This window comes from Streptomyces sp. NPDC085937 (genome assembly GCF_044540535.1).
Lineage (GTDB): Bacteria > Actinomycetota > Actinomycetes > Streptomycetales > Streptomycetaceae > Streptomyces.
The window spans coordinates 96,830-121,696 of the sequence record NZ_JBITSH010000019.1; the positions used below are offsets into that span (position 1 = coordinate 96,830).

The following is a 24,867-nucleotide window of genomic DNA, read 5'->3' on the forward strand; positions in this document are numbered from 1 at the left end:
GGCGGGCGCTTTCCGCGGCCGTGGCGGAAGCACCCTTGAGGGGCGCGGGGAACTGCGCGCCCAGCCACCGACTGCCCGCACCGGGCGCTGAAGTGGTGCGGCCCGCGCCGGGGCGGTGGCGGGCGCTTTCCGCGGCCGTGGCGGAAGCTCCCTTGAGGGGCGCGGGGAACTGCGCGCCCAGCCACCGACTGCCCGCAGCCGACGCTGAAGAGGTGCCACCCGCCGACGGCGGAGCGGGGGCGGGGCGGGTCACGCCTCCCGCAGCCGCCTCCGTGCCTCCATCAGGGCGAAGCCCAGCAGGTTCGGGCCGCGCCAGCGGGTGGGGTCGTGGGCTGCCTCCTGGTCGGCGGCGAGGCCGATGCCCCAGACCCGGTCGACGGGGCTCGCCTCGACCAGCACGCGCTCGCCCGTGCCCAGCAGGAAAGACCGCAGCCCCTCATCGGCGGCGAACTTGTGCACGCTGCCCTCCACCACGATCCCGAACCGCTCCCGCCGCCAGGTCTCCTCGTCGAAGCCCCGGACGAGACGGCCCGCCTTCTTCGCCTCGGAGGGATGCCCCGCGGCCAGCACCCGGCGCTCTCCCTCCGCGTCCCCGAAGAGCCGCGCCTTGGCCGCCATCATCCAGTGCTCGGCGGTCGCGTACTCCACGCCGTCCACGGTGAACGGCGACGGCCACCACTGGCTCAGACAGCTCGCCCCGATCCGGCCGTCGGGCAGCGGCCGGTGCCCCCAGAAGTGCAGGTACTTCACTCGCTCCCCGGCCCGCACCGCCTCGACCAGCGCCTCCCGGGAAGCCACCGTTCGTACGGTTCCGTCCAAGTCATCACCCCCGATGTCGTCCTGTGCGCAGAGCAGTCTCGCAGGCACCACGGACACTCCGTCCTGCCTTTTCCGTCGCCACTCGACACCTGGTCGACAGATTCCGTCGCGTAACCAAATGGCAACAACGGAATCACTTGTTGGAGTGCCATAGCTCTGTCAGGATCGGCACTCAAATCGAGCTGGAGCCACGCCGCCCCCCTCGGGGACACGGAGGAGAGCGACATGCACAACCCCGGCAGCACCACGCAGGAACGATTCCCGGCCACCGAACGGTTCGCGGACGGCGCGCAGTTCATCGCGGGCCGTCTCACCAAGGGCACCTCGGGACGCACGCACTCCGTGGTCGACCCGGCCACCGGCGCGGAGGTGTACACCTACGACCTCGCCGGCCCCGACGACGTCGACGCGGCCGTCGCAGCCGCGCGGGAGGCGTTCCCGGCCTGGGCGGGCGCCACGCCCGGCGAGCGCTCCGACGCCTTGAACCGGTTCGCCGCCGTGGTCGCCGAACGCGCGGAGGACTTCGCCCGCGCGGAGTCGCTGCAGTGCGGCAAGCCCCTGAAGCTGAGCCGCGAGTTCGACGTACCCGGCACGATCGACAACATCACCTTCTTCGCCGGGGCCGCCCGCCACCTCGCGGGCCAGTCGGCCGGCGAGTACTCGGGCGACCACACCTCCTACGTCCGCCGCGAGCCCATCGGCGTCGTCGGCTCCATCGCCCCCTGGAACTACCCGCTGCAGATGGCCGCGTGGAAGATCCTCCCGGCGATCGCCGCGGGCAACACCATCGTGCTCAAGCCCGCCGAGCTCACCCCGCTGACCTCGCTGCTGTTCGCGCAGGCCGCCACCGACGCCGGCATCCCGGACGGCGTGATCAACATCGTCACCGGCACCGGCAAGGAGGCCGGCGAGCACCTGGTCGGCCACCCCGACGTGGCGATGACCTCGTTCACCGGCTCCACCGCCGTCGGCAAGCGGGTCGCCGAGATCGCCACCGCCACCGTCAAGCGCCTCCACCTGGAGCTCGGCGGCAAGGCGCCCTTCGTGGTCTTCGACGACGCCGACCTCGACGCGGCCGTCAACGGCGCCGTCGCGGGCGCGCTCATCAACACCGGCCAGGACTGCACGGCCGCCACGCGCGCGTACGTGCAGCGCCCCCTCTACGACGCCTTCGTCGAGCGCACCGCCGCGCTGATGGAGACCGTCCGGCTGGGCGACCCCTTCGCCCCCGGCACCGATCTCGGACCGCTGGTCTCCCACGCCCAGCGCGACCGGGTGGCCGGATTCGTCGACCGCGCGCGTGCCTACGCGCGCGTGGTGACCGGCGGTGAGACACCCCTGGGCGATCTGTCCGACGGCGCGTACTATCGCCCCACGCTGATCGCCGGCGCCGCGCAGGACAGCGAGGTCGTGCAGTCGGAGATCTTCGGACCGGTGCTGGTCGTCCTGCCCTTCGACACCGACGACGAGGGCATCGCACTCGCCAACGACACCCCGTACGGGCTCGCCGCCTCCGCCTGGAGCCGGGACGTGTACCGCACGGGCCGGGCGACCCGCGAGATCAAGGCGGGGTGCGTGTGGGTCAACGACCACATCCCGATCATCAGCGAGATGCCGCACGGCGGCTACAAGGCGTCCGGCTACGGCAAGGACATGTCCGCGTACTCCTTCGAGGAGTACACCCAGATCAAGCACGTCATGTTCGACAACACCGCGGTGGTCCGCAAGGACTGGCACCGCACCGTCTTCGGGGACCGATAGCAGCCAGGCCGCCCGACCCGCGGCCACTTCCCGAAAGGGCACACACGCGCATGGAGCAGTACGAGCCCGACCGCCTCTCGCCGGCCCAGGAGGCCGCGATACGGCGCAGTTTCCGCAACGGCAGGGCGGCCATGACCCGCCGTTCCCTGCTGCGCGCCTCAGCGGGCGGCGCGCTCGCGGTCGGGGGCCTGGGCGCGCTCAGCGCCTGCGGCATCCCCGCGGCCGGGAACACCCAGGGAGGCGTCCCGGCGGAGGACCGCTCGGCGAAGGAGAGGACCGTCAGCTTCTCCAACTGGACCGAGTACATGGACATCGACGACAGCGGGCGCGAACACCCCACGCTGGAGGCGTTCACGAAACGCACCGGCATCAAGGTGAAGTACACCGAGGACATCAACGACAACTCCGAGTTCTTCGGCAAGATCAAGCCGCAGCTCGCCGCGGGCCAGGACACCGGCCGCGACATCATCGTCCTCACCGACTGGCTCGCCGCCCGCCTCATCCGCCTCGGCTGGGTGCAGAAGCTCGACGCGTCCAACCTGCCGCACGCCTTCGCCAACGTCGCCTCGTCGTACCGGACCCCCGACTGGGACCCCGGCCGTGCCTACTCGTATCCCTGGCAGGGCATCGCCACCGTCATCGCCTACAACAAGAAGGCGCTCGACGGCATCGAGGTGAGGACCCTGTCCGACCTGCTGGACAATCCCAAGCTCAAGGGCCGGGTCGGGCTGCTCACCGAGATGCGCGACACCATGGGCATGACGCTGCTCGACATGGACAAGGACCCGCGGTCCTTCACCGCCGACGACTACGACGCGGCGATCGCCCGGCTGCAGAGGACCGTCGACAAGGGCCAGATCCGCCGCTTCACCGGCAACGACTACACCTCGGACCTCACCAAGGGCGACCTCGCCGCGTGCGTCGCGTGGGCCGGTGACGTCGTCCAGCTCCAGGCCGACAACCCGGACATCGGCTTCGTCATCCCGGACAGCGGCTACATGCTCTCCAGCGACAACATGCTGGTCCCCAACAAGGCCCGGCACAAGACGAACGCCGAGCGCCTGATCGACTACTACTTCGAGCCGCAGCCGGCCGCCCAGCTCGCCGCCTACATCAACTTCGTCTGTCCGGTCGACGGGGTGAAGGAGGAGCTCGCGAAGCTCGACGAGGACGCGGCGAACAACCCGCTGATCCTCCCCGACAAGGCCATGCAGGCCAAGTCCCGTGCCTTCCGCTCGCTCAGCTCCGAGGAAGAGACGGCATTCGAAGGCAAGTTCGCGAAGCTCACTGGGGCGTGACGAGATGAAGACCACCGAAGAGACCACCAAGGCCGGCGGCGGCGACGTCCGGCTCACCGGGATCAGCAAGACGTACGGCTCCTTCACCGCCGTGCACCCGCTCGACCTGACCGTCCCGGAGGGCTCCTTCTTCGCCCTGCTCGGCGCGTCCGGCTGCGGCAAGACCACCACCCTGCGCATGATCGCCGGCCTGGAGGAGCCCACCGCGGGCACCGTCCACCTCGGCGACCAGGACGTCACCGCGCTGCCGCCGTACAAGCGGCCGGTGAACACCGTCTTCCAGTCCTACGCCCTCTTCCCGCACCTCGACATCTACGAGAACGTCGCCTTCGGCCTGCGCCGGCGCGGCATCAAGAGCGTGAAGAAGCAGGTCGAGGAGATGCTGGAGCTGGTCCAGCTCGGCGAGCAGGCGCGCAAGAAGCCGCACCAGCTCTCCGGCGGCCAGCAGCAGCGTGTCGCGGTCGCCCGCGCACTGATCAACCACCCCAAGGTGCTGCTGCTCGACGAGCCGCTCGGCGCCCTCGACCTGAAGCTGCGCCGGCAGATGCAGCTGGAGCTCAAGCGGATCCAGACCGAGGTCGGCATCACCTTCGTGCACGTCACGCACGACCAGGAGGAGGCCATGACCATGGCCGACTGCGTCGCCGTGATGAACGCCGGCCGGGTCGAGCAGCTCGGCACGCCCGCCGACCTGTACGAGAACCCGCGCACCACCTTCGTCGCCAACTTCCTCGGCACCTCCAACTTCATCGAGGCCGAGGTGGACTCCACGTCGGGCGACGACATCGTGCTCAAGGCGGGCGGCGGCAAGCTGGTGCTGCACCGGGCCCGTGCGAGCGCGCCCGCCGCCACGGGCGGCAAGATCCTGGCCGGGGTCCGCCCGGAGAAGATCTCCCTCACCCACGCCGACGACGCCGGCGAGATACCCGAGGGGCGCAACCGGATCACGGGCCGGATCACCGCGTCCAGCTTCATCGGCGTCTCCACGCAGTTCGTCGTCGACAGCCCGGTCTGCTCGGACTTCGAGGTCTACGTGCAGAACATCGACCGGGACGCCCGGCTGGTACCCGGCGCCGAGGTCGTCCTGCACTGGAACCCGGACCACACCTTCGGCCTCGACGCGGCACAGTCCCTGCTTGCCGGGACAGTGGGCTCCGCGGGCGTCGAGACGGTCGAGGAAGAGGTCGCCTGATGGCCACGGTCACCGAGGCGCCGCCGACGCCGGCGCCCGTCGCCCCCGAACCGGAACCGCCGCGCCGGCGGGGACGCTGGACGCCGTACCTGCTCCTGCTGCCCGGCCTGCTCTGGCTCGTGGTGTTCTTCGCGCTGCCGGTGATCTACCAGGCCTCCACGTCCGTGCAGACGGGCTCCCTGGAGGAGGGCTACAAGGTCACCTGGCACTTCGCCACCTACTGGGACGCGCTGTCCGAGTACTGGCCGCAGTTCGTCCGCTCGGTGCTCTACGCCGCCTCCGCGACCGTGCTGTGCCTGCTGCTCGGCTACCCGCTGGCGTACCTGATCGCCTTCCGGGCGGGCCGCTGGCGCAACCTGATCATGATCCTGGTGATCGCGCCGTTCTTCACCAGCTTCCTGATCCGCACCCTCGCCTGGAAGACGATCCTCGCCGACGGCGGCCCGGTGGTCGGCGCCCTCGACTCGCTGCACGTCCTGGACGTCACGGCGTTCCTCGGCTGGACGGCCGGCGACCGGGTGCTCGCCACCCCGCTGGCGGTGGTGTGCGGTCTGACGTACAACTTCCTGCCCTTCATGATCCTTCCGCTCTACACCTCACTGGAGCGGATCGACCCCCGGCTGCACGAGGCGGCGGGCGACCTGTACGCCAAGCCGTCGACCGCCTTCCGCAAGGTCACCTTCCCGCTGTCGATGCCGGGCGTGGTCTCCGGCACGCTGCTGACCTTCATCCCGGCGACCGGCGACTACATCAACTCGGACCTGCTCGGCTCCACGGACACCCGGATGGTCGGCAACGTCATCCAGTCGCAGTTCCTGCGGATCCTGGACTATCCGACAGCCGCGGCGCTCTCGTTCATCCTGATGGCCGCGATCCTCGCCGTCGTCACGGTCTACATCCGCAAGTCCGGCACGGAGGATCTGGTTTAAATGGCCTTCGTCAATTGGTTCAAGCGCAACGTCGTCGTCATCGCGGGCCTGCTGACGCTGGCCTACCTCCTGCTGCCGAACGTCGTCGTCACCGTGTTCTCCTTCAACAAGCCGAAGGGGCGCTTCAACTACGAGTGGCAGGAGTTCTCCACCGACGCGTGGCGGGACCCGTGCGGGGTGTCCGGGCTGTGCGGCTCGCTCGGCCTCAGCCTGCAGATCGCCTTGTGGGCCACGCTCGGCGCCACCCTCCTCGGCACGCTGATCGCCTTCGCGCTGGTCCGCTACCGCTTCCGTGCCCGCGGTGCCGTGAACTCGCTGATCTTCCTGCCGATGGCGATGCCCGAGGTGGTGATGGCGGCCTCGCTGCTCACCCTGTTCCTCAACATGGGTGCCGAGCTGGGCTTCTGGACGATCCTGATCGCCCACATCATGTTCTGCCTCAGCTTCGTCGTGGTCGCCGTGAAGGCACGCGTGATGTCGATGGACCCCCGGCTCGAGCAGGCCGCGCAGGACCTGTACGCGGGCCCGGTGCAGACGTTCCTGCGGGTCACCCTGCCGATCGCCGCCCCCGGCATCGCGGCGGGCGCGCTGCTCGCCTTCGCCCTGTCCTTCGACGACTTCATCATCACCAACTTCAACGCCGGTTCGACCGTCACCTTCCCGATGTTCGTCTGGGGCTCCGCGCAGCGCGGCACGCCCGTCCAGATCAACGTCATCGGCACGGCCATGTTCGTGGTCGCCGTGTTGCTGGTGCTGGTCTCCATGGCCGTCGGCAACCGCCGCAAACGCCAGAAGGCATGACAGCGATTCCACAGTCCGCAGTAGGGAGTTGAGATCATGGCCCCGAGCGCCATGAGCCGTTGGACGCAGTCCCTCTCCGAGGCCCGGCCGGTCTCCTACTGGCTGGACGACCCCGGCCGCCCCGGCCCCGAGCCGGCCCTCACCGGGCGGACCGCCTGCGACCTGCTGGTCGTGGGCGGCGGCTACAGCGGACTGTGGACCGCGCTGATCGCCAAGGAGCGCGACCCCTCCCGGGACGTCGTGCTCGTCGAGGGCCGCGAGGTGGGCTGGGCCGCCTCCGGCCGCAACGGCGGGTTCTGCGCCGCCTCCCTCACCCACGGCCTGTCCAACGGGCTCACCCGCTGGCCCGACGAGATCCACACCCTTCAGCGGCTGGGTGCCCGCAACCTCGACGCCATCGAGGAGACGGTCGCCCGCCACTCCATCGACTGCGACTTCGAGCGCACCGGCGAGATCGACGTCGCCACCGAGCCGTACCAGGCGGAGGAACTGCGCGCCTGGTACGACGAGATCGGCGCGCGCGGCCTCGCCGACGGCATCGAGTACCTGGACGCCGACGCCGTGCGTGAGCAGGTCGACTCGCCCACCTTCCGGGCGGGCCTGTACGACCGCCGGGGCGTGGCCATGCTCAACCCCGCCCGCCTCGCCTGGGGGCTGAAGCGGGCCTGCCTCGACCTCGGGGTGCGCGTGTACGAGCACACTCCCGCCCTCACCCTCCGGCAGTACGGTGCCGGCATGTCCGTGCGCACCCCGTACGGGGCGATCCGCGCCCGCCGGGTCGCGCTCGGCACCAACGTCTTCCCCAGCCTGGTCCGCCGGGTGCGGGCGTACACCGTCCCGGTCTACGACTACGCCCTGATGACCGAGCCGCTCACCCCCGAGCAGCTCGCGTCCATCGGCTGGAAGAACCGCCAGGGACTCGGCGACAGCGCCAACCAGTTCCACTACTTCCGGCTCTCCGCCGACAACCGCGTCCTGTGGGGCGGCTACGACGCCATCTACCCGTACGGCGGCCGGGTGCGCGCCGAGTACGACGACCGGCCGGAGACGTACGCGAGGCTGGCGGGGCACTTCTTCACCTGCTTCCCGCAGCTGGAGGGCGTGCGCTTCACCCACGCCTGGGGCGGCGCGATCGACACCTGCTCGCGCTTCTCGGCGTTCTTCGGCACCGCCCACTCGGGCCGGGTCGCGTACGCGGCGGGCTACACCGGGCTCGGTGTGGGGGCCACACGGTTCGGCGCGGAGGTGATGCTGGACCTGTTGGCGGGGGAGCGGACCGAGCGCACGGAGCTGGAGATGGTGCGCACCAAGCCGCTGCCGTTCCCGCCGGAGCCCTTCGCCTGGACCGGCGTCGCCCTGACCAAGTGGTCGCTGGCCAGGGCGGACGCCCACGAGGGCAGGCGCAACCTGTGGCTGCGGACGATGGACCGGCTGGGGCTGGGCTTCGACAGCTGAGCCTCTCCGGGGCCGGGCAGGAAGGTGGGAGGCGCTGCGCGAGGGCTTGACAACCGAATTGGTCTGGACCAAATTGAGCGCGCTCCACCCCTCCAACTCCCCCATGCCCGGAGGCCCTTGTGGACCGCGCCAGACCCCCCGCCCGCCGGCCCCTCGCCGCCCTGCTCACCGCCACCGCCCTCGCCGCGGCCGGCGTCACCGCCCTGACGCCGGCCGCCCGCGCGGCCGACACCGACCTCGCCCGCAACGGCGGCTTCGAGGCCGGCCTCGACGGCTGGAGCTGTCCGGCCGGCGCCGCCGTCACCTCACCCGTCCGCAGCGGCACCTCCGCCCTGAAGGCCACACCGGCCGGGTCGGACAACGCCCGCTGCGCCCAGACGGTCACCGTGCGGCCGGACTCCTCCTACACCCTCTCCGGCCACGTCCGCGGCGCCTACGTGTACCTCGGCGCGAGCGGCACCGGCACCACCGACGTCGCCGCCTGGACCCAGTCCGCCCCCGACTGGCAGAAGCTCACCACCACCTTCCGCACCGGCCCCTCCACCACCCGCGTCACGATCTACACCCACGGCTGGTACGGCACCGGTGCCTACCACGCCGACGACATCACCCTCACCGGCCCGGGCGGTGAGACCGGACAGCCACCCGCCCCGCCGACCGGCCTCACCGCGTCCGGCGCGACCTCCACCAGCGTCTCCCTGTCCTGGTCACCGGCCGCGGGCGCCACCTCGTACGCCGTCCACCGCGACGGCGCGGCGATCCGGACCGTCACCGGCACCTCGACCACCGTCACCGGGCTGTCCCCCTCGACGGCGTACGCCTTCCAGGTCAGCGCCCTCAACGACGCGGGGGAGTCGGCCCGTTCGGCCACCGTCACCGCGACCACCACCACGCCCGACTCCGGCGGCGACTCCGGCGACGGCGACTCCGGCCTCCCGGCCCACGCCCTGGTCGGCTACCTCCACGCGAGCTTCGCCAACGGCTCCGGCTACACCCGCCTCGCCGACGTCCCCGACAGCTGGGACGTCATCGACCTGGCCTTCGGCGAGCCCACCTCCGTCACCTCCGGCGACATCCGCTTCGAGCGCTGCCCGGCCGCGGAGTGCCCGGGCGTGGAGAGCGACGCCGAGTTCAAGGCGGCGATCGCGGCCAAGCAGGCGGCCGGGAAGAAGGTGCTCATCTCCATCGGCGGCCAGAACGGCCAGGTCCGGCTCACGACGACCGCGGCCCGCGACACCTTCGTCAGCTCCGTCTCCCGCATCATCGACGCGTACGGACTCGACGGCCTCGACATCGACTTCGAGGGCCACTCCCTCTCCCTGGACACCGGCGACACCGACTTCAGGAACCCGAAGACCCCGGTGATCGTCAACCTGATCTCCGCCCTGAAGACCCTCAAGGCCAGGTACGGCGACGACTTCGTCCTGACGATGGCCCCGGAGACCTTCTTCGTCCAGCTCGGCCACCAGTTCTACGGCAGCGGCCCCTGGGGCGGCCAGGACCCGAGGGCGGGCGCCTACCTCCCGGTCATCCACGCCCTGCGCGACGACCTCACCCTGCTGCACGTCCAGGACTACAACTCCGGCCCGATCATGGGCCTGGACGGCCAGTACCACTCCATGGGCGGCGCCGACTTCCACATCGCCATGACCGACATGCTGCTCACCGGCTTCCCGGTCGCGGGCGACGCGGACAACGTCTTCCCGCCGCTGCGCCCCGACCAGGTCGCCATCGGCATGCCCGCCACCGTCAACGCCGGCAACGGCCACGTGTCCCCGGCGGAGGTCACCAAGACCCTCAACTGCCTGACGAAGCGCACCGACTGCGGCTCGTACGCCACCCACGGCACCTGGCCGTCCCTGCGCGGCCTGATGACCTGGTCGATCAACTGGGACCGGTTCGGCGGCTGGGAGTTCCAGCGGACGTTCGACGGCTACTTCGGCTGACCAGCAGCCACACACCGGCCAGCAGCAGCGCCCCGAGGCACCAACTGGCCACCACGTCCAGCGGCCAGTGGTAGCCCCGGCGCACCAGGCCGTAGGAGGCGCCCAGGATCAACGCGGCGCACAGGGCGAGCAGTCCACGGCGTACGGCCGGCGACCGCAGCAGCGGAAGGAGCAGCAGGGCCGCCGCACCGTACGCCACCACGGCGGTGGCGGTGTGGCCGGAGGGGTAGTAGCCGGTCGCCGGCGGCACGGCGGGGGTGCCCGGGCGGTCGGTCCACGCCTTCAGCGGCGCGACCAGCACCGGCACCATCACCATCGCCGCCGCCCCGGCGGCGGGCGGCAGCCACCAGCCGTCCACACCGGTGGCGCGCAGCCGCCACGCCGCCGCGGCCAGCACGACCACCAGGACCGGCACGGCCACGTCGACGTTGCCGAGGTCGGAGAGCAGTTCGGAAGCCCGGTCGGGACGCACCAGGGCGTTGCTCAGCCGCTCGTCGACGTCGAGCAGCGGACCGTCGACGACGACCTGCCAGGTGATCAGGAGGAAGAGGACGAGTGGCAGGGCCGGCAGCAGCATGCGGGACAGCTTCCCAGGCGGGACGGTCCGGACACACCGGAGGGCCGGCACAAAGGGGGGGTGTGTGCCGGCCCTCCGGTGGACGGCCTGCCGTGTCTGATGCCCGACGGCCGTCCGATCGGAACGTCGCGCGCCCCGGGGGGTATGGGGCGGGCGACCGTCCGATCGTGAGGAGACCCGGGGCCCTGGGGCCCCGGTTGTGTGCGCGAGGGCACGACCAGGTCGAAGCTGGGGAGGCCTCGTCCTGAGCCGCCCACAGTCCCCTGTGGGCTGGTGTATCTCTCATCCGGGTAGAAACCTACGGCAGGGGGTGGCCCGGCGACAGGGCAGACGGGCACCTGTCATCCACCCCGCACACGTTCTTCACACGCTCTGCCGCTGTCCGGATCCGATCGGCCGGGAACAGGCGGTCCGGGCCGGTCCACCTGCCCCGATGACGGTTCAGACGCGCGCGAAGGCCTGTTCGATGATGTCCAGACCCTCGCCCAGCAGGTCCTCGCCGATGACCAGCGGGGGCAGGAACCGCAGCACGTTGCCGTAGGTGCCACAGGTCAGGACCAGCAGGCCCTCCTGGTGGCAGGCCTTGGCCAGCGCGGCCGTCGCCTCCGGGTTCGGCTCCTTCGTGGCGCGGTCCTTGACCAGCTCGACGGCGATCATCGCGCCCCGGCCGCGGACGTCGCCGATGATGTCGAACTTCTCCGCCATGGCCGTGAGACGCGCCTTCATGACGCCCTCGATGGCCTTGGCCTTGGCGTTGAGGTCCAGCTCCTTCATCGTCTCGATGGCGCCGAGCGCGCCCGCGCAGGCCACCGGGTTGCCGCCGTAGGTGCCGCCCAGGCCGCCGGAGTGCGCGGCGTCCATGATCTCCGCGCGGCCGGTGACCGCGGCCAGCGGCAGACCGCCCGCGATGCCCTTCGCCGTGGTGATCAGGTCGGGGACGATGCCCTCGTCCTCGCAGGCGAACCACTGGCCGGTGCGGCAGAAGCCCGACTGGATCTCGTCGGCGACGAAGACGATGCCGTTGTCCTTCGCGAACTCGCTGATCGCCGGCAGGAAGCCCTTGGCCGGCTCGATGAAGCCGCCCTCGCCGAGCACCGGCTCGATGATGATCGCGGCGATGTTCTCCGCGCCCACCTGCTTGGACATCTCGTCGACGGCCTGCGCGGCGGCCTCCGGGCCCGCGTTCTCCGGGCCGGTCGGCCAGCGGTAGCCGTAGGCGACCGGGACGCGGTACACCTCGGGAGCGAACGGACCGAAGCCGTGCTTGTACGGCATGTTCTTCGCGGTCAGCGCCATGGTGAGGTTGGTCCGGCCGTGGTAGCCGTGGTCGAACACGACGACCGCCTGCCGCTTGGTGTACGCACGCGCGATCTTCACGGCGTTCTCGACGGCCTCGGCGCCGCTGTTGAACAGCGCGGACTTCTTCGCGTGGTCGCCCGGCGTCAGCTCGGCGAGCGCCTCGGCGACGGCCACGTAACCCTCGTACGGCGTCACCATGAAACAGGTGTGCGTGAAGTCGGCGAGCTGGGCGGAGGCGCGGCGGACGACAGCCTCGGCGGAGGCGCCGACGGAGGTCACGGCGATGCCGGAACCGAAGTCGATCAGACGGTTGCCGTCGACGTCCTCGATGATCCCGCCGCCGGCGCGCGCGGTGAACACGGGCAGCACGGAGCCCACGCCCTGCGCGACCGCGGCGGTACGGCGGGCCTGCAGCTCCTGCGACTTCGGGCCGGGGATGGCGGTGACGACGCGGCGCTCCTGCGGAAGTGCGGTCATGCGGGGCTCCTGGGGGGTGAAACGGACGCTCTCTGCTTCTTTTCTCGCAGGCTAGGGCGGGGCGAGAAGGCTGGGCATGCTCCATGTGGGCGTTGTCCGAGGGTCCGGGTTGTCCGCGATGGACATACCCACCGGCGGGCGGCCGTGCCGACACGGTACGGCGACACGCCGCGGCCGGGCGCGGACCCCGGCCGGGCAATCGGTGGACTGCGCCTGTCGGGGCGTTAGATTGACGTGCTGATGGCGGATGCGGCGGCTGCTCAGGGGGCAGGGGCGATGGACAGCGAGGGTACCCAGGACACGCGGGGCACGCAGGCCGGTCCCGTGCCGCGCCCGGCGGGACCACCTCAGGTACCGGCGGCGCCACCGCGTCCGACCCGCGCACCGGGCATGCCGCCGCCCCCCGACGGGTCCGCGTTCCTCTCCTGGCTGCGCACCGCCCGCCCCGAGGCGCTCCCCGGCATCTGGCGGTTCGGACACCGGCCCCGGCCGGAGGAGGAGCCGGAGCGCATCCCCGGACGCCAGCTGTTCAGCGGCGCGCTGATCGCGTTCCTCGTCGGCTGGCTGATCTGGTCGCTGCTGTGGAACGGCTACCTGGGCGGCTGGTGGCTGCTGCCGCTGTACGCGATGATCCCCGACTCCTGGGCGGAGCCGCACAGCTTCGGCGCCGTCGTGGTCGTCTACGCCTACTACGTGCTCATCGCCGGGATCATCATGGTCGGCGTGGGCCGGCTCGGCCGCTGGGGCGAGATCTGGCGCCGCTACGGCCCACCCGCCTGGCGCCGCGCCCCCCGCGACGAGCCCCCGCCCGCCCCCGAGGAGGACCCGGCCGCCTGGCCCGCGCTGCGCGCCGCCGGCGCCGTCGACGCCGCCGAGCGGCTCGCCTCCGACGCCCGTGCCGGGATGATGCGGGACGTCGACCACGCCCGCATCGCCCGCGCCTGGCAGGGCGTGCGCAACGGCCGGCACAGCCTCGCCACCTTCACCGGGGCCGTGGTCAAGGACGGCGCCGCCGCCTGCCCGCACCCCTCCGGAGCCCGTGACCTGCCCGCCCGGCAGGCCCGGCACGACCTGCTCACCGGACAGGTCAGGCTCGGCACCACCGCCGACGACCCCCGCAACCCCTACGTCTACCGCGGCACCGGCCTCGCCCTCGGCCCGGACCTGCTCGGCACCTCCCTGCTCGCGGTCGGGCCGGCCGGGTCGGGCAAGACCGGCGGGGTGGTCCTGCCGGTCGCCGAGTCGCTGTGCCTCCAGGCGCTCGCCGGGAAGACCGCCGTGGTCGTGGTCGGCGCGGCCGGCGCGGGCCTCGGCCCGGCCGACGCCTACGACGTCGTCGTCCGCATCGGCAGCCCCGACTCCGTCTACGACCTCGACCTGTACGGCGGCACCACCGACCCCGACGAGGCGGCGGCCGTGCTCGCCGAGGCGCTGGTCGGCGACCTGGCGGACCCGCACCCGGGCAGCGACAGCCGCCGCTCCACCACCGTCCTCGCCCAGCTCCTCGGCCCGTTCCGCGCGGTGCACGGCCGTTTCCCGTCGGTGCCCGAGCTGCGGCAGCTCCTCGACGGCGCCCCCGGCCCGCTGGCCGCCCTGCGCAAGGGGCTGCAGGACGCGGGCCAGGAGTCGCTGCTGCGTGAACTCGACGCCCGTGAACGGCAACTGGCCCACCCGGGCGACGTGGGCGGGATCCTCGCCGACCGGGTCGCGCTGCTGGACCGGCCCGCCTTCGCCGGGTTCTTCGACACCTCGGGACAGTCCCGGCCGTTCTCCCTCAAGGCGCTCGACCACCCGGTGCGGGTCCGCGTCGACCTGCCCCAGCGGGGCCACGCCGACGCCTCGCGGATGCTGGCGCGTCTGGTGCTCGCGCAGTTCACCGCGAGCGTGACCGTACGCGAGGACCGTTCCCTGTTCGCCTGCCTGGTGCTGGACGACGCCACCGGTGTGATCACCCCCGAGGCCGTGCGCGGCGTCCAGCGGCTGCGGTCGGCCAACGCCGGTGTGGTGCTCACCCTGCGCACCCTGGACGACGTGCCCCGGCCGCTGCGCGGGCCGCTGCTCGGCGCCACCGGCTGCCGCATGGCGCTGGCCGGCCTCACCCCCTGGGACGGGCAGGACTTCGCCGAGGTCTGGGGCAAGGAGTGGACCGAGGCGCGGGACGTCACCGACCGTCAGATCATCGCCGAGAGCCCGGCGGGCAAGGCGGTGCACGCGCTGCGCCGCGCGATCACCGGCAAGGCGCCGACCGCGCGGGCGGTCACCGTGCGCCAGGTCGAGCGGGAGCGGTGGTCGGCCTCCGAGCTGGCGCACGCGGTGCCCGCGGGACACGCGGTCCTGTCGCTGACGAACGTGAAGGGGGAGCACGCGCCTCCGTTGCTGGTGGACCTGCGGGAGTGACCGGACCCGGCCGACGGGACCGTACGGTGAGGCAGAATCGACACAGGTCGTTCATACGAGACGGCCAAAAGATCACCGTTCTCGCACACCCGACGCCGACCCGAAGGCTCACCGCCCCGATGCCCCCGACGCTCGCCTCGCTCGTCCACCACTCCGCGCTCAAGCTGACCGTGCGCGCGGGGGAGGACCGCCTCGACGCGCCCGTCCGCTGGGCGCACGCCAGTGAGCTCGCCGACCCCGTGCCGTACATGGAGGGCGGCGAGCTGCTGCTGATCACGGCGCTGAAGCTCGACGCGGAGGACCGCGAGGCGATGCGCCGCTACGTGAAGCGGCTGGCCGGGGCGGGCGTGGTCGGACTCGGCTTCGCCGTCGGCGTCCACTACGACGACATCCCCGAGGCCCTGGTCGAGGCCGCCCGCGAGGAGGGGCTGCCGCTGCTGGAGGTGCCGCGCCGCACCCCGTTCCTCGCCATCAGCAAGGCGGTGTCCGCCGCGATCGCCGCCGACCAGTACCGCGCGGTCACCGCCGGCTTCGCCGCCCAGCGGGAACTGACGCGGCACACCCTCACCGACGGCCCCGAGGGGCTGCTGGCCGCCCTCGCCGCCCAGGTCGACGGCTGGGCCGCGCTGTACGACGCCTCGGGTGCCGTCGTCGCCGCCGCCCCGGACTGGGCGGCCCGGCGCGCCGCACGGCTGACCGCGGAGGTCACCCGGCTGCGCGAACGGCCCGCGCCCGCCTCCTCGGTGGTGGCGGGTCCCGAGGACGAGGACCGGGTCGAGCTGCACTCCCTCGGTACCGGACGCCGCCCCCGTGCCGCGCTCGCCGTCGGCACCGCGGCCGCGCCGGGCACCGCCGAGCGCTACGCCGTCCACTCCGCCGTCGCGCTGCTCACCCTCACCACCGAACGCTCCCGCTCCCTGCACGCGGCGGAACAGCGCATCGGCGCGGCCGTACTGCGCATGCTGCTCGCCGGGGAGCCGGACCACGCCCGGACGGTCGCCGGCGACCTGTACGGCGGCCTGCTCGACGCGCCGTTCCGGATGATCGTCGCCCAGGGTGAGGCGAACGGCGACGCCCTCGGAGCCCTCGCCGAGTCCGCCGAGTCCGCCGCCGCGCGCTCCGGCGAGGCGGTCCTCGTGGTGCCGGAGGGGGAGCGGCTGGTCGTGCTGGCCGCCGACGGCGGGACCGTCGTCGGGGCCTGCTGCGACCACGCCGCCGCGCGGGAGGCGGCCCGCAAGACCGACGACGACGAACTGGTCGTCGGCCTGTCCGCGCCGGCCGGGCCGATCGCCGCGTCCGCCGCCTACAAGCAGGCCGAACAGGCGCTGTCCGTGGCCCGGCGGCGGGGCAGGGTGCTGGTGGAGCACGAGCAGATGGCCGCCGGTTCCGTACTGCCGCTGCTCGCCGACGACGCGGTCAAGGCGTTCGCGGACGGGCTGCTGCGGGCGCTGCGCGACCACGACGCGACGGGGCGTGGCGACCTTGTCGCCTCTTTGCGGGCTTGGCTGTCCCGCCACGGGCAGTGGGACGCGGCGGCGGCGGATCTCGGCGTCCACCGCCACACTCTTCGGTACCGGATGCGCCGCGTCGAGGAGATCCTCGGCCGGTCCCTGGACGACCCGGACGTCCGCATGGAGCTGTGGCTCGCCTTGAAGGCGACGTCCGCGGACACGGCCTGAGCGGCGAGGCCGCCCTTCCGGCGCGGGGTGGTGGGGGTTGAGCGCGCAGTTCCCCGCGCCCTCAGGCGTCGTGGTGGGCACGGAGTCGCATGGGCTGCGGGGCGGTCGGAGTTGAGCGCGCAGTTCCCCGCGCCCCTCCAGGTGGTGGCACTCACGGCGCTCATGGGGGGGCAGCTCCGGTGCCAAAGTGGCATGGAAGTCCTGGGCACTGCTCCGCCCCGGACAAACGCCGCCCCGGTGTCGCGGACCTACCGTGGTGGCCATCAACCCCACGTACACCTCCAACGCGGAAGGGCCGGGACTCACATGACTTCCACCCACGCCTTCTGGCTCGCCGGCCGCCAGGCCACCGGCGAGACCGCCTTCGACGTCACCTCCCCCTGGGACGGCCGGGTCGTCGGCTCCGTGAGCGTGCCGACCGACGCCCAGGTCGAGGAGGCCGTGGCCGCCGCGTACGCCGTGCGGGACGAGTTCGCCGCCACCCCCGCCCATGTCCGAGCCGCCGCCCTGGACCACGTCAGCCGCCGGCTGGCCGAGCGCACGGAGGAGATCGCCCAGCTGATCTCCGCCGAGAACGGCAAGCCGATGAAGTGGGCGCGCGGCGAGGTCGGCCGCGCCGTCTCCGTGTTCCGCTTCGCCTCCGAGGAGGCCCGCCGCTTCAACGGCGGCGAGGCCCAGCGCCTCGACACCGACGCGGGCGGCCAGGGCCGGCTCGCCTTCACCCGCCGCTTCCCCAAGGGCGTCGTCCTCGGAATCGCGCCGTTCAACTTCCCGCTGAACCTGTGCGCCCACAAGGTGGCCCCGGCGATCGCCGCCGGCGCTCCCATCGTGCTGAAGCCGGCGCCGGCCACCCCGCTGTCCGCGCTGATCCTCGGCGAACTGCTGGCCGAGACCGAGCTGCCCGCCGGCTCCTGGAGCATCCTCCCGGTCCCCAACGACCGCATGCCCGCCCTGGTCCAGGACGAGCGGCTGCCGGTGATCTCCTTCACCGGGTCCGAGAAGGTCGGCTACGCGATCATGGACTCGGTGCCGCGCAAGCACTGCACCCTGGAGCTCGGCGGCAACGGCGCGGCCGTCGTCCTCGCCGACTTCGCGAGCGACGAGGACCTCGACCGGGCCGCCGCCCGCATCGCCACCTTCTCCAACTACCAGGGCGGCCAGTCCTGCATCTCCGTGCAGCGCGTGATCGCCGACGCCTCGGTCTACGACCGGCTGCTGCCGCGCATCGTCGCGGCCGTGGAGGCGCAGGTCACCGGTGACCCGTCCGACGACGCGACGGACGTCGGCCCGCTGGTCAGCGAGGACGCCGCCCGGCGCGTGGAGGCGTGGGTGCAGGAGGCCGTCGAGGCCGGCGCCACCCTGGTCACCGGCGGCAAGCGCGACGGCGCCTCGTACGCGCCGACCGTGCTGACCGACGTGCCGGCCGACGTGACGATCTCCTGCGAGGAGGTCTTCGGGCCGGTGCTGACGGTGCGGAAGGTGGACGGCGAGGAGGAGGCGTTCGCCGCCGTCAACGACTCCAAGTACGGCCTTCAGGCGGGCGTGTTCACCCACGACCTGCAGACCGCCTTCCGCGCCCACCGCGCCCTGGAGGTCGGCGGCGTGGTCGTCGGCGACGTGCCGTCCTACCGCGCCGACCAGATGCCGTACGGCGGCGCCAAGCAGTCCGGTGTGGGCCGCGAGGGCGTGCGGTTCGCGATGGAGGACTACACCTACGAGCGGGTCATGGTCCTCACGGGTCTCGCGCTCTGACGACGGGGACCCCGGCCGTGCGAGGGCCCGGCACCGACAGTGGTCGGCGCCGGGCCCTTCCCCGTGCCGGGCCCTTCCCCGTGCCGGGCCCTTCCCCGTGCCGGGCCCTTCCCCGTGCCGGGGCTCGGCCCGTGCGGCCGACCCGCGCCACCCGCACCCGCACGGAGGGCACACGGCCGGTCACCGCACCGGCGCCGGCCCCGAACTCGCCCGTACCGTCAGCTCGGGCGGGAGCAGCACGACCTCGTCGCCGCCCCGCCCGTCGAGCTTGGCGACCAGCTGCTCCACCGCGTGCCGGCCCATCTCCTGCGCGGGAACGGCCACCGACGTCAGCCGGACCGACGCCTGCACGGCGACCTGCTCCGGGCAGACGGCGACCACCGAGACGTCCTCGGGCACGGCCCGGCCCTGCTGCCGCAGCAGCGCGAGAAGCGGCTCGAGCGCGGCCTCGTTCTGCACCACGAAGCCGGTGGTGTCCGGGCGCTCGTCGAGGATCCGGGCGACCGTCACCGCGGTCGCGTCGTACCCGCCCTCGCAGGGGCGGTGCAGCAGCCGGAGCCCGGTCTCCCGCGCGCGGGCGCGCAGCCCGTCGAGGGTGCGCTCGGCGAAGCCGGTGTGCCGTTCGTAGACCGCCGGGGCCTCGCCGATGACGGCGACGTCCCGGTGCCCCCGCTCGGCGAGATGCTCCACGCACAGCGCGCCGGTCGCCTCGAAGTCGAGGTCCACGCAGGTCAGCCCGGCGGTGTCGGCGGGCAGTCCGATCAGCACGGCCGGCTGGGCGGACGCGCGCAGCACGGGCAGCCGCTCGTCGTCGAGCTCGACGTCCATGAGGATCATGCCGTCGGCGAGGCCGCTGCCCGCGACCCGGCGCACCGCGTCGGGGCCCTCCTCGCCGGTGAGCAGCAGTACGTCGTACCCGTGGGTGCGGGCCGTGGTGGCCACCGCTATCGCGATCTCCATCATCACCGGCACGTACATGTCGGTCCGCAGCGGGACCATCAGGGCGATGACGTTGGACCTGCTGCTGGCCAGGGCGCGGGCGCCGGCGTTGGGGTGGTAGCCGAGCTCGCGGATGCTCCGCTCGACCCGCTGCCGGGTGGTCGCGGAGATGGACCGCTTGCCGCTGAGGACGTAGCTCACCGTGCTCGCCGAGACTCCGGCGTGCTGGGCGACCTCGGCGAGGGTGACCATCCGGCTCTCCCAGTGATGTGAAGCGCTTCGACACTGCGCGAAATCGGTAAAAGGGCCTGTGAAGGCCGGCCCGACCCTAACCGCAGCAAGCTCGCGCTGTCCAGAGAGTCGAAGCGCTTCGACGTGATTGTTCCCCGCCGCCACCGCGGGACGCGGATCGGCCGGACGGCGGCACGAAGGGTGGTGGGGTCGCTACGAATCGGGTACATACGATCGAGTAGCACCGGTCCGTACCGCAATGACTCCATCCTATTCGCGGCGAGGTGAGCCTCATGTCCGCAGTACCCGAGACACCAGCGGCACCGTCCCGGCCGACCGTCACCGAGCGTGAGGCCCGTGAGGTCGCCGAGGCCGCACGGGAGCAGGACTGGCGCAAGCCCAGCTTCGCCAAGGAACTGTTCCTCGGCCGCTTCAGGCCGGACCTCATCCACCCCCACCCGCTCCCCGCCGACCAGGACGTCCAGCGCGGCGAGGAGTTCCTCGCCAAGCTCCGCGACTTCTGCGAGACACAGATCGACGGCGCCGCGATCGAGCGCGAGGCGGTCATCCCCGACGAGGTGATCACCGGGCTCAAGGAGCTCGGCGCCCTCGGCATGAAGATCGACACCAAGTACGGCGGCCTCGGCCTCACCCAGGTGTACTACAACAAGGCCCTGGCCCTGGTCGGCTCCGCCAGCCCCGCGATCGGCGCGCTGCTCTCCGCCCACCAGTCCATCGGCGTCCCGCAGCCACTGAAGATCTTCGGCACGCGGGAGCAGAAGGAGACGTTCCTGCCGCGCTGCGCGCGCACCGACATCTCCGCCTTCCTCCTCACCGAGCCCGACGTCGGCTCCGACCCGGCCCGGCTCGCCACGACGGCCGTGCCGGACGGCGACCACTACGTGCTGGACGGCGTGAAGCTGTGGACCACCAACGGCGTGGTCGCCGACCTGCTGGTCGTCATGGCCCGCGTCCCGAAGTCGGAGGGCCACCGGGGCGGCATCACCGCCTTCGTCGTGGAGGCGTCCTCCGAGGGCGTCACCGTGGAGAACCGCAACGCCTTCATGGGCCTGCGCGGCCTGGAGAACGGCGTCACCCGCTTCCACCAGGTGCGCGTCCCCGCCTCCCACCGCATCGGCGAGGAGGGCCAGGGCCTGAAGATCGCCCTGACCACCCTCAACACCGGACGGCTGTCGCTGCCCGCGATGTGCGTCGGCGCCGGCAAGTGGTGCCTGAAGATCGCGCGCGAGTGGTCGGCCGTCCGCGAGCAGTGGGGCAAGCCGGTCGCGCTGCACGAGGCCGTCGGCTCCAAGATCGCGTTCATCGCGGCGACCACCTTCGCGCTGGAGGCGGTGGTCGACCTGTCCTCGCAGATGGCCGACGAGGACCGCAACGACATCCGCATCGAGGCCGCCCTCGCCAAGCTGTACGGCTCGGAGATGGCCTGGCTGATGGCCGACGAACTGGTCCAGATCCGCGGCGGACGCGGCTTCGAGACGGCCGACTCGCTGCGGGCCCGCGGGGAGCGGGCGGTCCCGGCCGAGCAGATGCTGCGCGACCTGCGCATCAACCGCATCTTCGAGGGCTCGACCGAGATCATGCACCTGCTGATCGCGCGCGAGGCCGTCGACGCCCACCTGTCGGTCGCCGGGGACCTCATCGACCCCGACAAGAGCCTCGGCGACAAGGCGAGGGCGGGCGCGAACGCGGGCGTCTTCTACGCCAAGTGGCTGCCGAAACTGGTCGCCGGACCCGGACAGCTACCGGGCGCGTACGGCGACTTCAAGCACGGCATCGACCTCTCCCCGCACCTGCGCTACGTCGAGCGCACCTCCCGCAAGCTGGCCCGCTCCACCTTCTACGCCATGTCCCGCTGGCAGGGCCGGATGGAGACCAAGCAGGGCTTCCTCGGCCGGATCGTCGACATCGGTGCCGAACTGTTCGCGATGAGCGCCGCGTGCGTCCGGGCGGAGCTGCTGCGCAGCCGGGGCGACCACGGCCGCGAGGCCTACCAGCTCGCCGACGCCTTCTGCCGCCAGGCGCGGCTGCGCGTCGAGGAACTGTTCGGCCGGCTCTGGAGCAACACCGACGACCTCGACCGCAAGGTCGTCAGGAACGTTCTCGCGGGCACCTACGAGTGGCTGGAGGACGGCGTCGTCGACCCCTCCGGCGACGGACCGTGGATCGGGGACGCCACCCCCGGCCCGCCCACCCGGGAGAACGTGCGTCGGCCGATCCGCTGAGCCGGCGCGGGACGGGGGCCGCCACGGGGCGCGGCCCCCGCCCGCGCGCCGCGCGTGAAGGGACACGCCCCCGGGGTACCGGGGCGGCGCCCCGGCGGCGGCCGGGACCGGACACAATGGGGGCCATGACCGACGCTCCAGCCCCCCTCGCCGACCCGCACCTGGTGTACGACCCCGTCGCGGGAGACGGCCCGAAGGACGTGGTGATCCTCGGCTCCACCGGGTCGATCGGCACCCAGGCCATCGACCTCGTGCTGCGCAACCCCGACCGCTTCCGGGTCACCGCCCTGTCCGCGAACGGCGGCCGGGTCGCCCTCCTCGCCGAGCAGGCGCACCGCCTGCGGGTGCGCACGGTCGCCGTCGCCCGCGAGGACGTCGTACCGGAGCTGCGCGAGGCGCTGGCGGCACGGTACGGCGCGGGGGAGCCGCTGCCCGAGATCCTCGCCGGGCCCGGCGCGGCCACCGAGGTCGCCGCCTCCGACTGCCACACCGTCCTGAACGGCATCACCGGCTCCATCGGGCTCGCCCCGACCCTCGCCGCGCTGGAGGCGGGCCGCACCCTCGCGCTCGCCAACAAGGAGTCGCTGATCGTGGGCGGCCCGCTGGTGAAGGCGCTGGCCAAGCCCGGTCAGATCATCCCGGTGGACTCCGAGCACGCCGCGCTGTTCCAGGCGCTGGCCGCCGGCACCCGCGCCGACGTCCGCAAGCTCGTCGTCACCGCCTCCGGCGGCCCGTTCCGCGGCCGCACCCGGCAGGAGCTGGCCGCGGTCACCGTCGAGGACGCCCTCGCCCACCCCACCTGGGCCATGGGCCCGGTCATCACGATCAACTCCGCGACCCTCGTCAACAAGGGCCTGGAGGTCGTCGAGGCGCACCTGCTCTACGACATTCCCTTCGACCGCATTGAGGTCGTCGTGCATCCCCAGTCGTATGTCCACTCGATGGTTGAGTTCACGGACGGATCGACACTGGCCCAGGCGACGCCCCCGGACATGCGGGGCCCCATCGCCATCGGCCTCGGCTGGCCCGAACGGGTGCCCGACGCCGCCCCCGCCTTCGACTGGAGCAAGGCGTCCACCTGGGAGTTCTTCCCCCTCGACAACGAGGCGTTCCCCTCGGTGAACCTCGCCCGGCACGTCGGCGAACTCGCGGGAACCGCCCCGGCGGTGTTCAATGCCGCGAACGAGGAGTGCGTCGAGGCCTTCCGCACCGGTGCGCTGCCGTTCCTCGGCATCATCGACACGGTCACCCGGGTGGTCGAGGAACACGGAACGCCGGCGGCGGGAACCTCCCTGACCGTGCCGGACGTCCTCGAAGCGGAGACCTGGGCCCGTGCGCGGGCCCGCGAACTGACCGACCGGACGGCGAGCGCGGAGGCGCGTGCATGACGACCCTGATGTTCATCCTCGGCATAGTCGTCTTCGCGGCCGGCCTGCTGTTCTCCATCGCCTGGCACGAAGCGGGCCACCTGTCCACGGCCAAGATGTTCGGCATCCGGGTGCCGCAGTACATGGTCGGCTTCGGCCCGACGATCTGGTCGCGGCACAAGGGCGAGACCGAGTACGGCGTCAAGGCGATCCCGTTCGGCGGCTACATCCGGATGATCGGCATGTTCCCGCCCGGCCCCGACGGCCGGCTGGAGGCCCGCTCCACGTCCCCGTGGCGCGGGATGATCGAGGACGCCCGCTCCGCGGCCTTCGAGGAACTGCGGCCCGGCGACGACAAGCGCCTGTTCTACACGCGCAAGCCCTGGAAACGGGTCGTCGTGATGTTCGCCGGCCCGTTCATGAACCTGATCCTCGCGGTCGTGCTGTTCCTCATCGTGCTGATGGGCTTCGGCATCCAGCAGCAGACCACCACCGTCAGCTCGGTCTCCCAGTGCGTGATCTCGCAGAGCGAGAAGCGCGACAACTGCAAGACGTCCGACCCCCGGTCCCCGGCCGCCGCGGCCGGCATGCGGGCCGAGGACAGGATCGTCGCCTTCGACGGGGTCAGGACCGACGACTGGGGCACCCTGTCCGACCTGATCCGCGACAGCGCCGGCAAGGACGTGACGATCGCTGTCGACCGCGGCGGCAAGGAGGTGACGCTGCACGCCACCATCGCCACCAACATGGTCGCCAAGAAGGACGGCAACGGCACCTACGTCGAGGGCGAGTACGTCAAAGCCGGCTTCCTCGGCTTCAGCGCCGCCACCGGAGTCGTCAAGCAGGACCTCGGTGACTCCGTGACCTGGATGACCGACCGGGTCGGCGACGCGATCGACTCCCTCGCGGCCCTGCCCTCCAAGATCCCCGCCCTGTGGGACGCCGCCTTCGGCGACGGACCCCGCGAACCGGACTCGCCGATGGGCGTCGTCGGCGCCGCCCGCGTCGGCGGGGAGATCGCCACCCTGGACATCCCGGCCTCGCAGCAACTCGCGATGTTCGTGATGCTCCTCGCGGGCTTCAACCTCTCCCTGTTCCTGTTCAACATGCTGCCGCTGCTGCCGCTGGACGGCGGACACATCGCGGGCGCGCTGTGGGAGTCGCTGCGCCGCAACCTCGCCCGCGTGCTGCGCCGCCCCGACCCGGGCCCCTTCGACGTGGCGAAACTGATGCCCGTCGCCTACGTGGTGGCCGGGATCTTCGTCTGCTTCACGATCCTCGTCCTGATCGCGGACGTGGTGAACCCGGTACGCATCTCCTGACCGGCCCGCCCCACGCCACCCGATGTTCACGACGGCCCGGAACCATGAGGTTCCGGGCCGTCGCCCTTTGGGTGGGTTTACGGGCGCGATGTGCTCGAGCATTGGCCATTGCCGTAATCTCGGAGCCCGGAGCCCGCTGCTCACGGGGAGCCGGACCTTGATCCACGACTTGGGGTTGCACAGCAGATGACTGCGATTTCTCTCGGCATGCCGTCCGTCCCGACCACGCTCGCCGTGCGCCGGAAGAGCCGGCAGATCCAGGTCGGCTCCGTGGCGGTGGGCGGGGACGCCCCGGTGTCGGTGCAGTCGATGACGACGACGCGGACGTCGGACATCGGCGCGACGCTGCAGCAGATCGCGGAGCTGACGGCGTCGGGCTGCCA

Annotated in this window: 18 protein-coding genes; 14 read left to right on the forward strand and 4 right to left on the reverse strand. The window is 72.2% G+C overall.

The window, feature by feature from the left end; genetic code table 11:
* Window positions 1-249 precede the first annotated feature (249 nt).
* Entirely contained in the window at window positions 250-834 is a 585-nt protein-coding gene (locus tag ACIF8S_RS30250; RefSeq protein WP_400003396.1) for an NADAR family protein, read from the reverse strand.
* Window positions 835-1,044: 210 nt separating this feature from the next.
* On the opposite strand from ACIF8S_RS30250, the gene ACIF8S_RS30255 reads away from it, so the two are divergent.
* From ACIF8S_RS30255 to ACIF8S_RS30285, 7 genes are all read left to right on the forward strand, one after another.
* Window positions 1,045-2,580 carry a gamma-aminobutyraldehyde dehydrogenase gene (locus ACIF8S_RS30255; protein ID WP_400003352.1) on the forward strand — a complete coding sequence of 512 codons (1,536 nt, stop codon included), beginning with the start codon at window positions 1,045-1,047 and terminating at the stop codon, window positions 2,578-2,580.
* 50 nt (window positions 2,581-2,630) lie between these two features.
* Complete coding sequence (locus ACIF8S_RS30260; protein WP_400003354.1) at window positions 2,631-3,878, forward strand: spermidine/putrescine ABC transporter substrate-binding protein; 1,248 nt, start codon at window positions 2,631-2,633, stop codon at window positions 3,876-3,878.
* A gap of 4 nt (window positions 3,879-3,882) precedes the next feature.
* Entirely contained in the window at window positions 3,883-5,070 is a 1,188-nt protein-coding gene (locus tag ACIF8S_RS30265; RefSeq protein ID WP_400003356.1) for an ABC transporter ATP-binding protein, read from the forward strand.
* Window positions 5,070-5,999, forward strand: a complete 930-nt coding sequence (locus tag ACIF8S_RS30270; protein ID WP_400003358.1) for an ABC transporter permease — start codon at window positions 5,070-5,072, stop codon at window positions 5,997-5,999. Before ACIF8S_RS30265 ends, ACIF8S_RS30270 begins: the two co-directional genes overlap by 1 nt.
* On the forward strand, window positions 6,000-6,800 hold the full coding sequence (locus ACIF8S_RS30275) for an ABC transporter permease (protein WP_400003360.1): 801 nt from the start codon (window positions 6,000-6,002) through the stop codon (window positions 6,798-6,800).
* A 36-nt stretch (window positions 6,801-6,836) separates the two neighbouring features.
* Entirely contained in the window at window positions 6,837-8,255 is a 1,419-nt protein-coding gene (locus tag ACIF8S_RS30280) for an NAD(P)/FAD-dependent oxidoreductase (RefSeq protein WP_400003361.1), read from the forward strand.
* 119 nt (window positions 8,256-8,374) lie between these two features.
* Window positions 8,375-10,201, forward strand: a complete 1,827-nt coding sequence (locus tag ACIF8S_RS30285) for a chitinase (RefSeq protein ID WP_400003363.1) — start codon at window positions 8,375-8,377, stop codon at window positions 10,199-10,201.
* Here the strand turns inward: ACIF8S_RS30285 and ACIF8S_RS30290 are convergent.
* Both ACIF8S_RS30290 and gabT read right to left on the reverse strand, forming a co-directional pair.
* Window positions 10,140-10,778 carry a phosphatase PAP2 family protein gene (locus ACIF8S_RS30290; RefSeq protein ID WP_400003365.1) on the reverse strand — a complete coding sequence of 213 codons (639 nt, stop codon included), beginning with the start codon at window positions 10,776-10,778 and terminating at the stop codon, window positions 10,140-10,142. The genes ACIF8S_RS30285 and ACIF8S_RS30290 overlap by 62 nt on opposite strands.
* A 441-nt stretch (window positions 10,779-11,219) precedes the next feature.
* A complete protein-coding gene (gene gabT / locus ACIF8S_RS30295) occupies window positions 11,220-12,554 on the reverse strand; it encodes a 4-aminobutyrate--2-oxoglutarate transaminase (RefSeq protein ID WP_400003367.1) in 1,335 nt (444 codons plus the stop codon).
* A gap of 276 nt (window positions 12,555-12,830) precedes the next feature.
* Between gabT and ACIF8S_RS30300 the strand changes: the two genes are divergently transcribed.
* The 3 genes from ACIF8S_RS30300 (at window position 12,831) to ACIF8S_RS30310 (ending at window position 18,382) form a co-directional block, all read left to right on the forward strand.
* Window positions 12,831-14,951, forward strand: coding sequence for an ATP-binding protein (locus ACIF8S_RS30300; RefSeq protein WP_349791799.1), 2,121 nt, complete (start codon window positions 12,831-12,833; stop codon window positions 14,949-14,951).
* A 119-nt stretch (window positions 14,952-15,070) separates the two neighbouring features.
* Window positions 15,071-16,630 (forward strand): PucR family transcriptional regulator, encoded by a 1,560-nt coding sequence (locus tag ACIF8S_RS30305; protein ID WP_400003369.1) that lies wholly within the window; start codon window positions 15,071-15,073, stop codon window positions 16,628-16,630.
* Between the two features lie 306 nt (window positions 16,631-16,936).
* Complete coding sequence (locus ACIF8S_RS30310) at window positions 16,937-18,382, forward strand: aldehyde dehydrogenase family protein (protein ID WP_400003371.1); 1,446 nt, start codon at window positions 16,937-16,939, stop codon at window positions 18,380-18,382.
* A 180-nt stretch (window positions 18,383-18,562) separates the two neighbouring features.
* Here ACIF8S_RS30310 and ACIF8S_RS30315 read toward each other — a convergent pair whose 3' ends face one another.
* Window positions 18,563-19,573 carry a LacI family DNA-binding transcriptional regulator gene (locus tag ACIF8S_RS30315; RefSeq protein WP_400003373.1) on the reverse strand — a complete coding sequence of 337 codons (1,011 nt, stop codon included), beginning with the start codon at window positions 19,571-19,573 and terminating at the stop codon, window positions 18,563-18,565.
* A 272-nt stretch (window positions 19,574-19,845) separates the two neighbouring features.
* On the opposite strand from ACIF8S_RS30315, the gene ACIF8S_RS30320 reads away from it, so the two are divergent.
* The 4 genes from ACIF8S_RS30320 to ACIF8S_RS30335 all read left to right on the forward strand — a co-directional run.
* Window positions 19,846-21,795: an acyl-CoA dehydrogenase family protein gene (locus tag ACIF8S_RS30320; protein ID WP_400003374.1), complete on the forward strand. Its 1,950-nt coding sequence runs from the start codon at window positions 19,846-19,848 to the stop codon at window positions 21,793-21,795.
* A 125-nt stretch (window positions 21,796-21,920) separates the two neighbouring features.
* Window positions 21,921-23,183, forward strand: coding sequence for a 1-deoxy-D-xylulose-5-phosphate reductoisomerase (gene dxr, locus ACIF8S_RS30325; protein WP_400003376.1), 1,263 nt, complete (start codon window positions 21,921-21,923; stop codon window positions 23,181-23,183).
* An 8-nt stretch (window positions 23,184-23,191) separates the two neighbouring features.
* Window positions 23,192-24,484 carry a M50 family metallopeptidase gene (locus tag ACIF8S_RS30330; RefSeq protein WP_400003398.1) on the forward strand — a complete coding sequence of 431 codons (1,293 nt, stop codon included), beginning with the start codon at window positions 23,192-23,194 and terminating at the stop codon, window positions 24,482-24,484.
* 186 nt (window positions 24,485-24,670) lie between these two features.
* Window positions 24,671-24,867 (forward strand): flavodoxin-dependent (E)-4-hydroxy-3-methylbut-2-enyl-diphosphate synthase (locus tag ACIF8S_RS30335; RefSeq protein ID WP_400003377.1); only part of this gene is annotated, 197 nt, incomplete at its 3' end.

Excerpts from the sequence above, each read along its gene's own strand:
- ACIF8S_RS30255 (WP_400003352.1), top strand. The coding sequence starts at position 1,045 with ATGCACAACCCCGGCAGCACCACGCAGGAACGATTCCCGGCCACCGAA.
- ACIF8S_RS30260 (WP_400003354.1), top strand. The coding sequence starts at position 2,631 with ATGGAGCAGTACGAGCCCGACCGCCTCTCGCCGGCCCAGGAGGCCGCG.
- ACIF8S_RS30265 (WP_400003356.1), top strand. The coding sequence starts at position 3,883 with ATGAAGACCACCGAAGAGACCACCAAGGCCGGCGGCGGCGACGTCCGG.
- ACIF8S_RS30270 (WP_400003358.1), top strand. The coding sequence starts at position 5,070 with ATGGCCACGGTCACCGAGGCGCCGCCGACGCCGGCGCCCGTCGCCCCC.
- ACIF8S_RS30275 (WP_400003360.1), top strand. The coding sequence starts at position 6,000 with ATGGCCTTCGTCAATTGGTTCAAGCGCAACGTCGTCGTCATCGCGGGC.
- ACIF8S_RS30280 (WP_400003361.1), top strand. The coding sequence starts at position 6,837 with ATGGCCCCGAGCGCCATGAGCCGTTGGACGCAGTCCCTCTCCGAGGCC.
- ACIF8S_RS30290 (WP_400003365.1), bottom strand. The coding sequence starts at position 10,778 with ATGCTGCTGCCGGCCCTGCCACTCGTCCTCTTCCTCCTGATCACCTGG.
- gabT (WP_400003367.1), bottom strand. The coding sequence starts at position 12,554 with ATGACCGCACTTCCGCAGGAGCGCCGCGTCGTCACCGCCATCCCCGGC.
- ACIF8S_RS30300 (WP_349791799.1), top strand. The coding sequence starts at position 12,831 with ATGGACAGCGAGGGTACCCAGGACACGCGGGGCACGCAGGCCGGTCCC.
- ACIF8S_RS30305 (WP_400003369.1), top strand. The coding sequence starts at position 15,071 with ATGCCCCCGACGCTCGCCTCGCTCGTCCACCACTCCGCGCTCAAGCTG.
- ACIF8S_RS30310 (WP_400003371.1), top strand. The coding sequence starts at position 16,937 with ATGACTTCCACCCACGCCTTCTGGCTCGCCGGCCGCCAGGCCACCGGC.
- ACIF8S_RS30315 (WP_400003373.1), bottom strand. The coding sequence starts at position 19,573 with ATGGTCACCCTCGCCGAGGTCGCCCAGCACGCCGGAGTCTCGGCGAGC.
- ACIF8S_RS30320 (WP_400003374.1), top strand. The coding sequence starts at position 19,846 with ATGTCCGCAGTACCCGAGACACCAGCGGCACCGTCCCGGCCGACCGTC.
- dxr (WP_400003376.1), top strand. The coding sequence starts at position 21,921 with ATGACCGACGCTCCAGCCCCCCTCGCCGACCCGCACCTGGTGTACGAC.
- ACIF8S_RS30330 (WP_400003398.1), top strand. The coding sequence starts at position 23,192 with ATGTTCATCCTCGGCATAGTCGTCTTCGCGGCCGGCCTGCTGTTCTCC.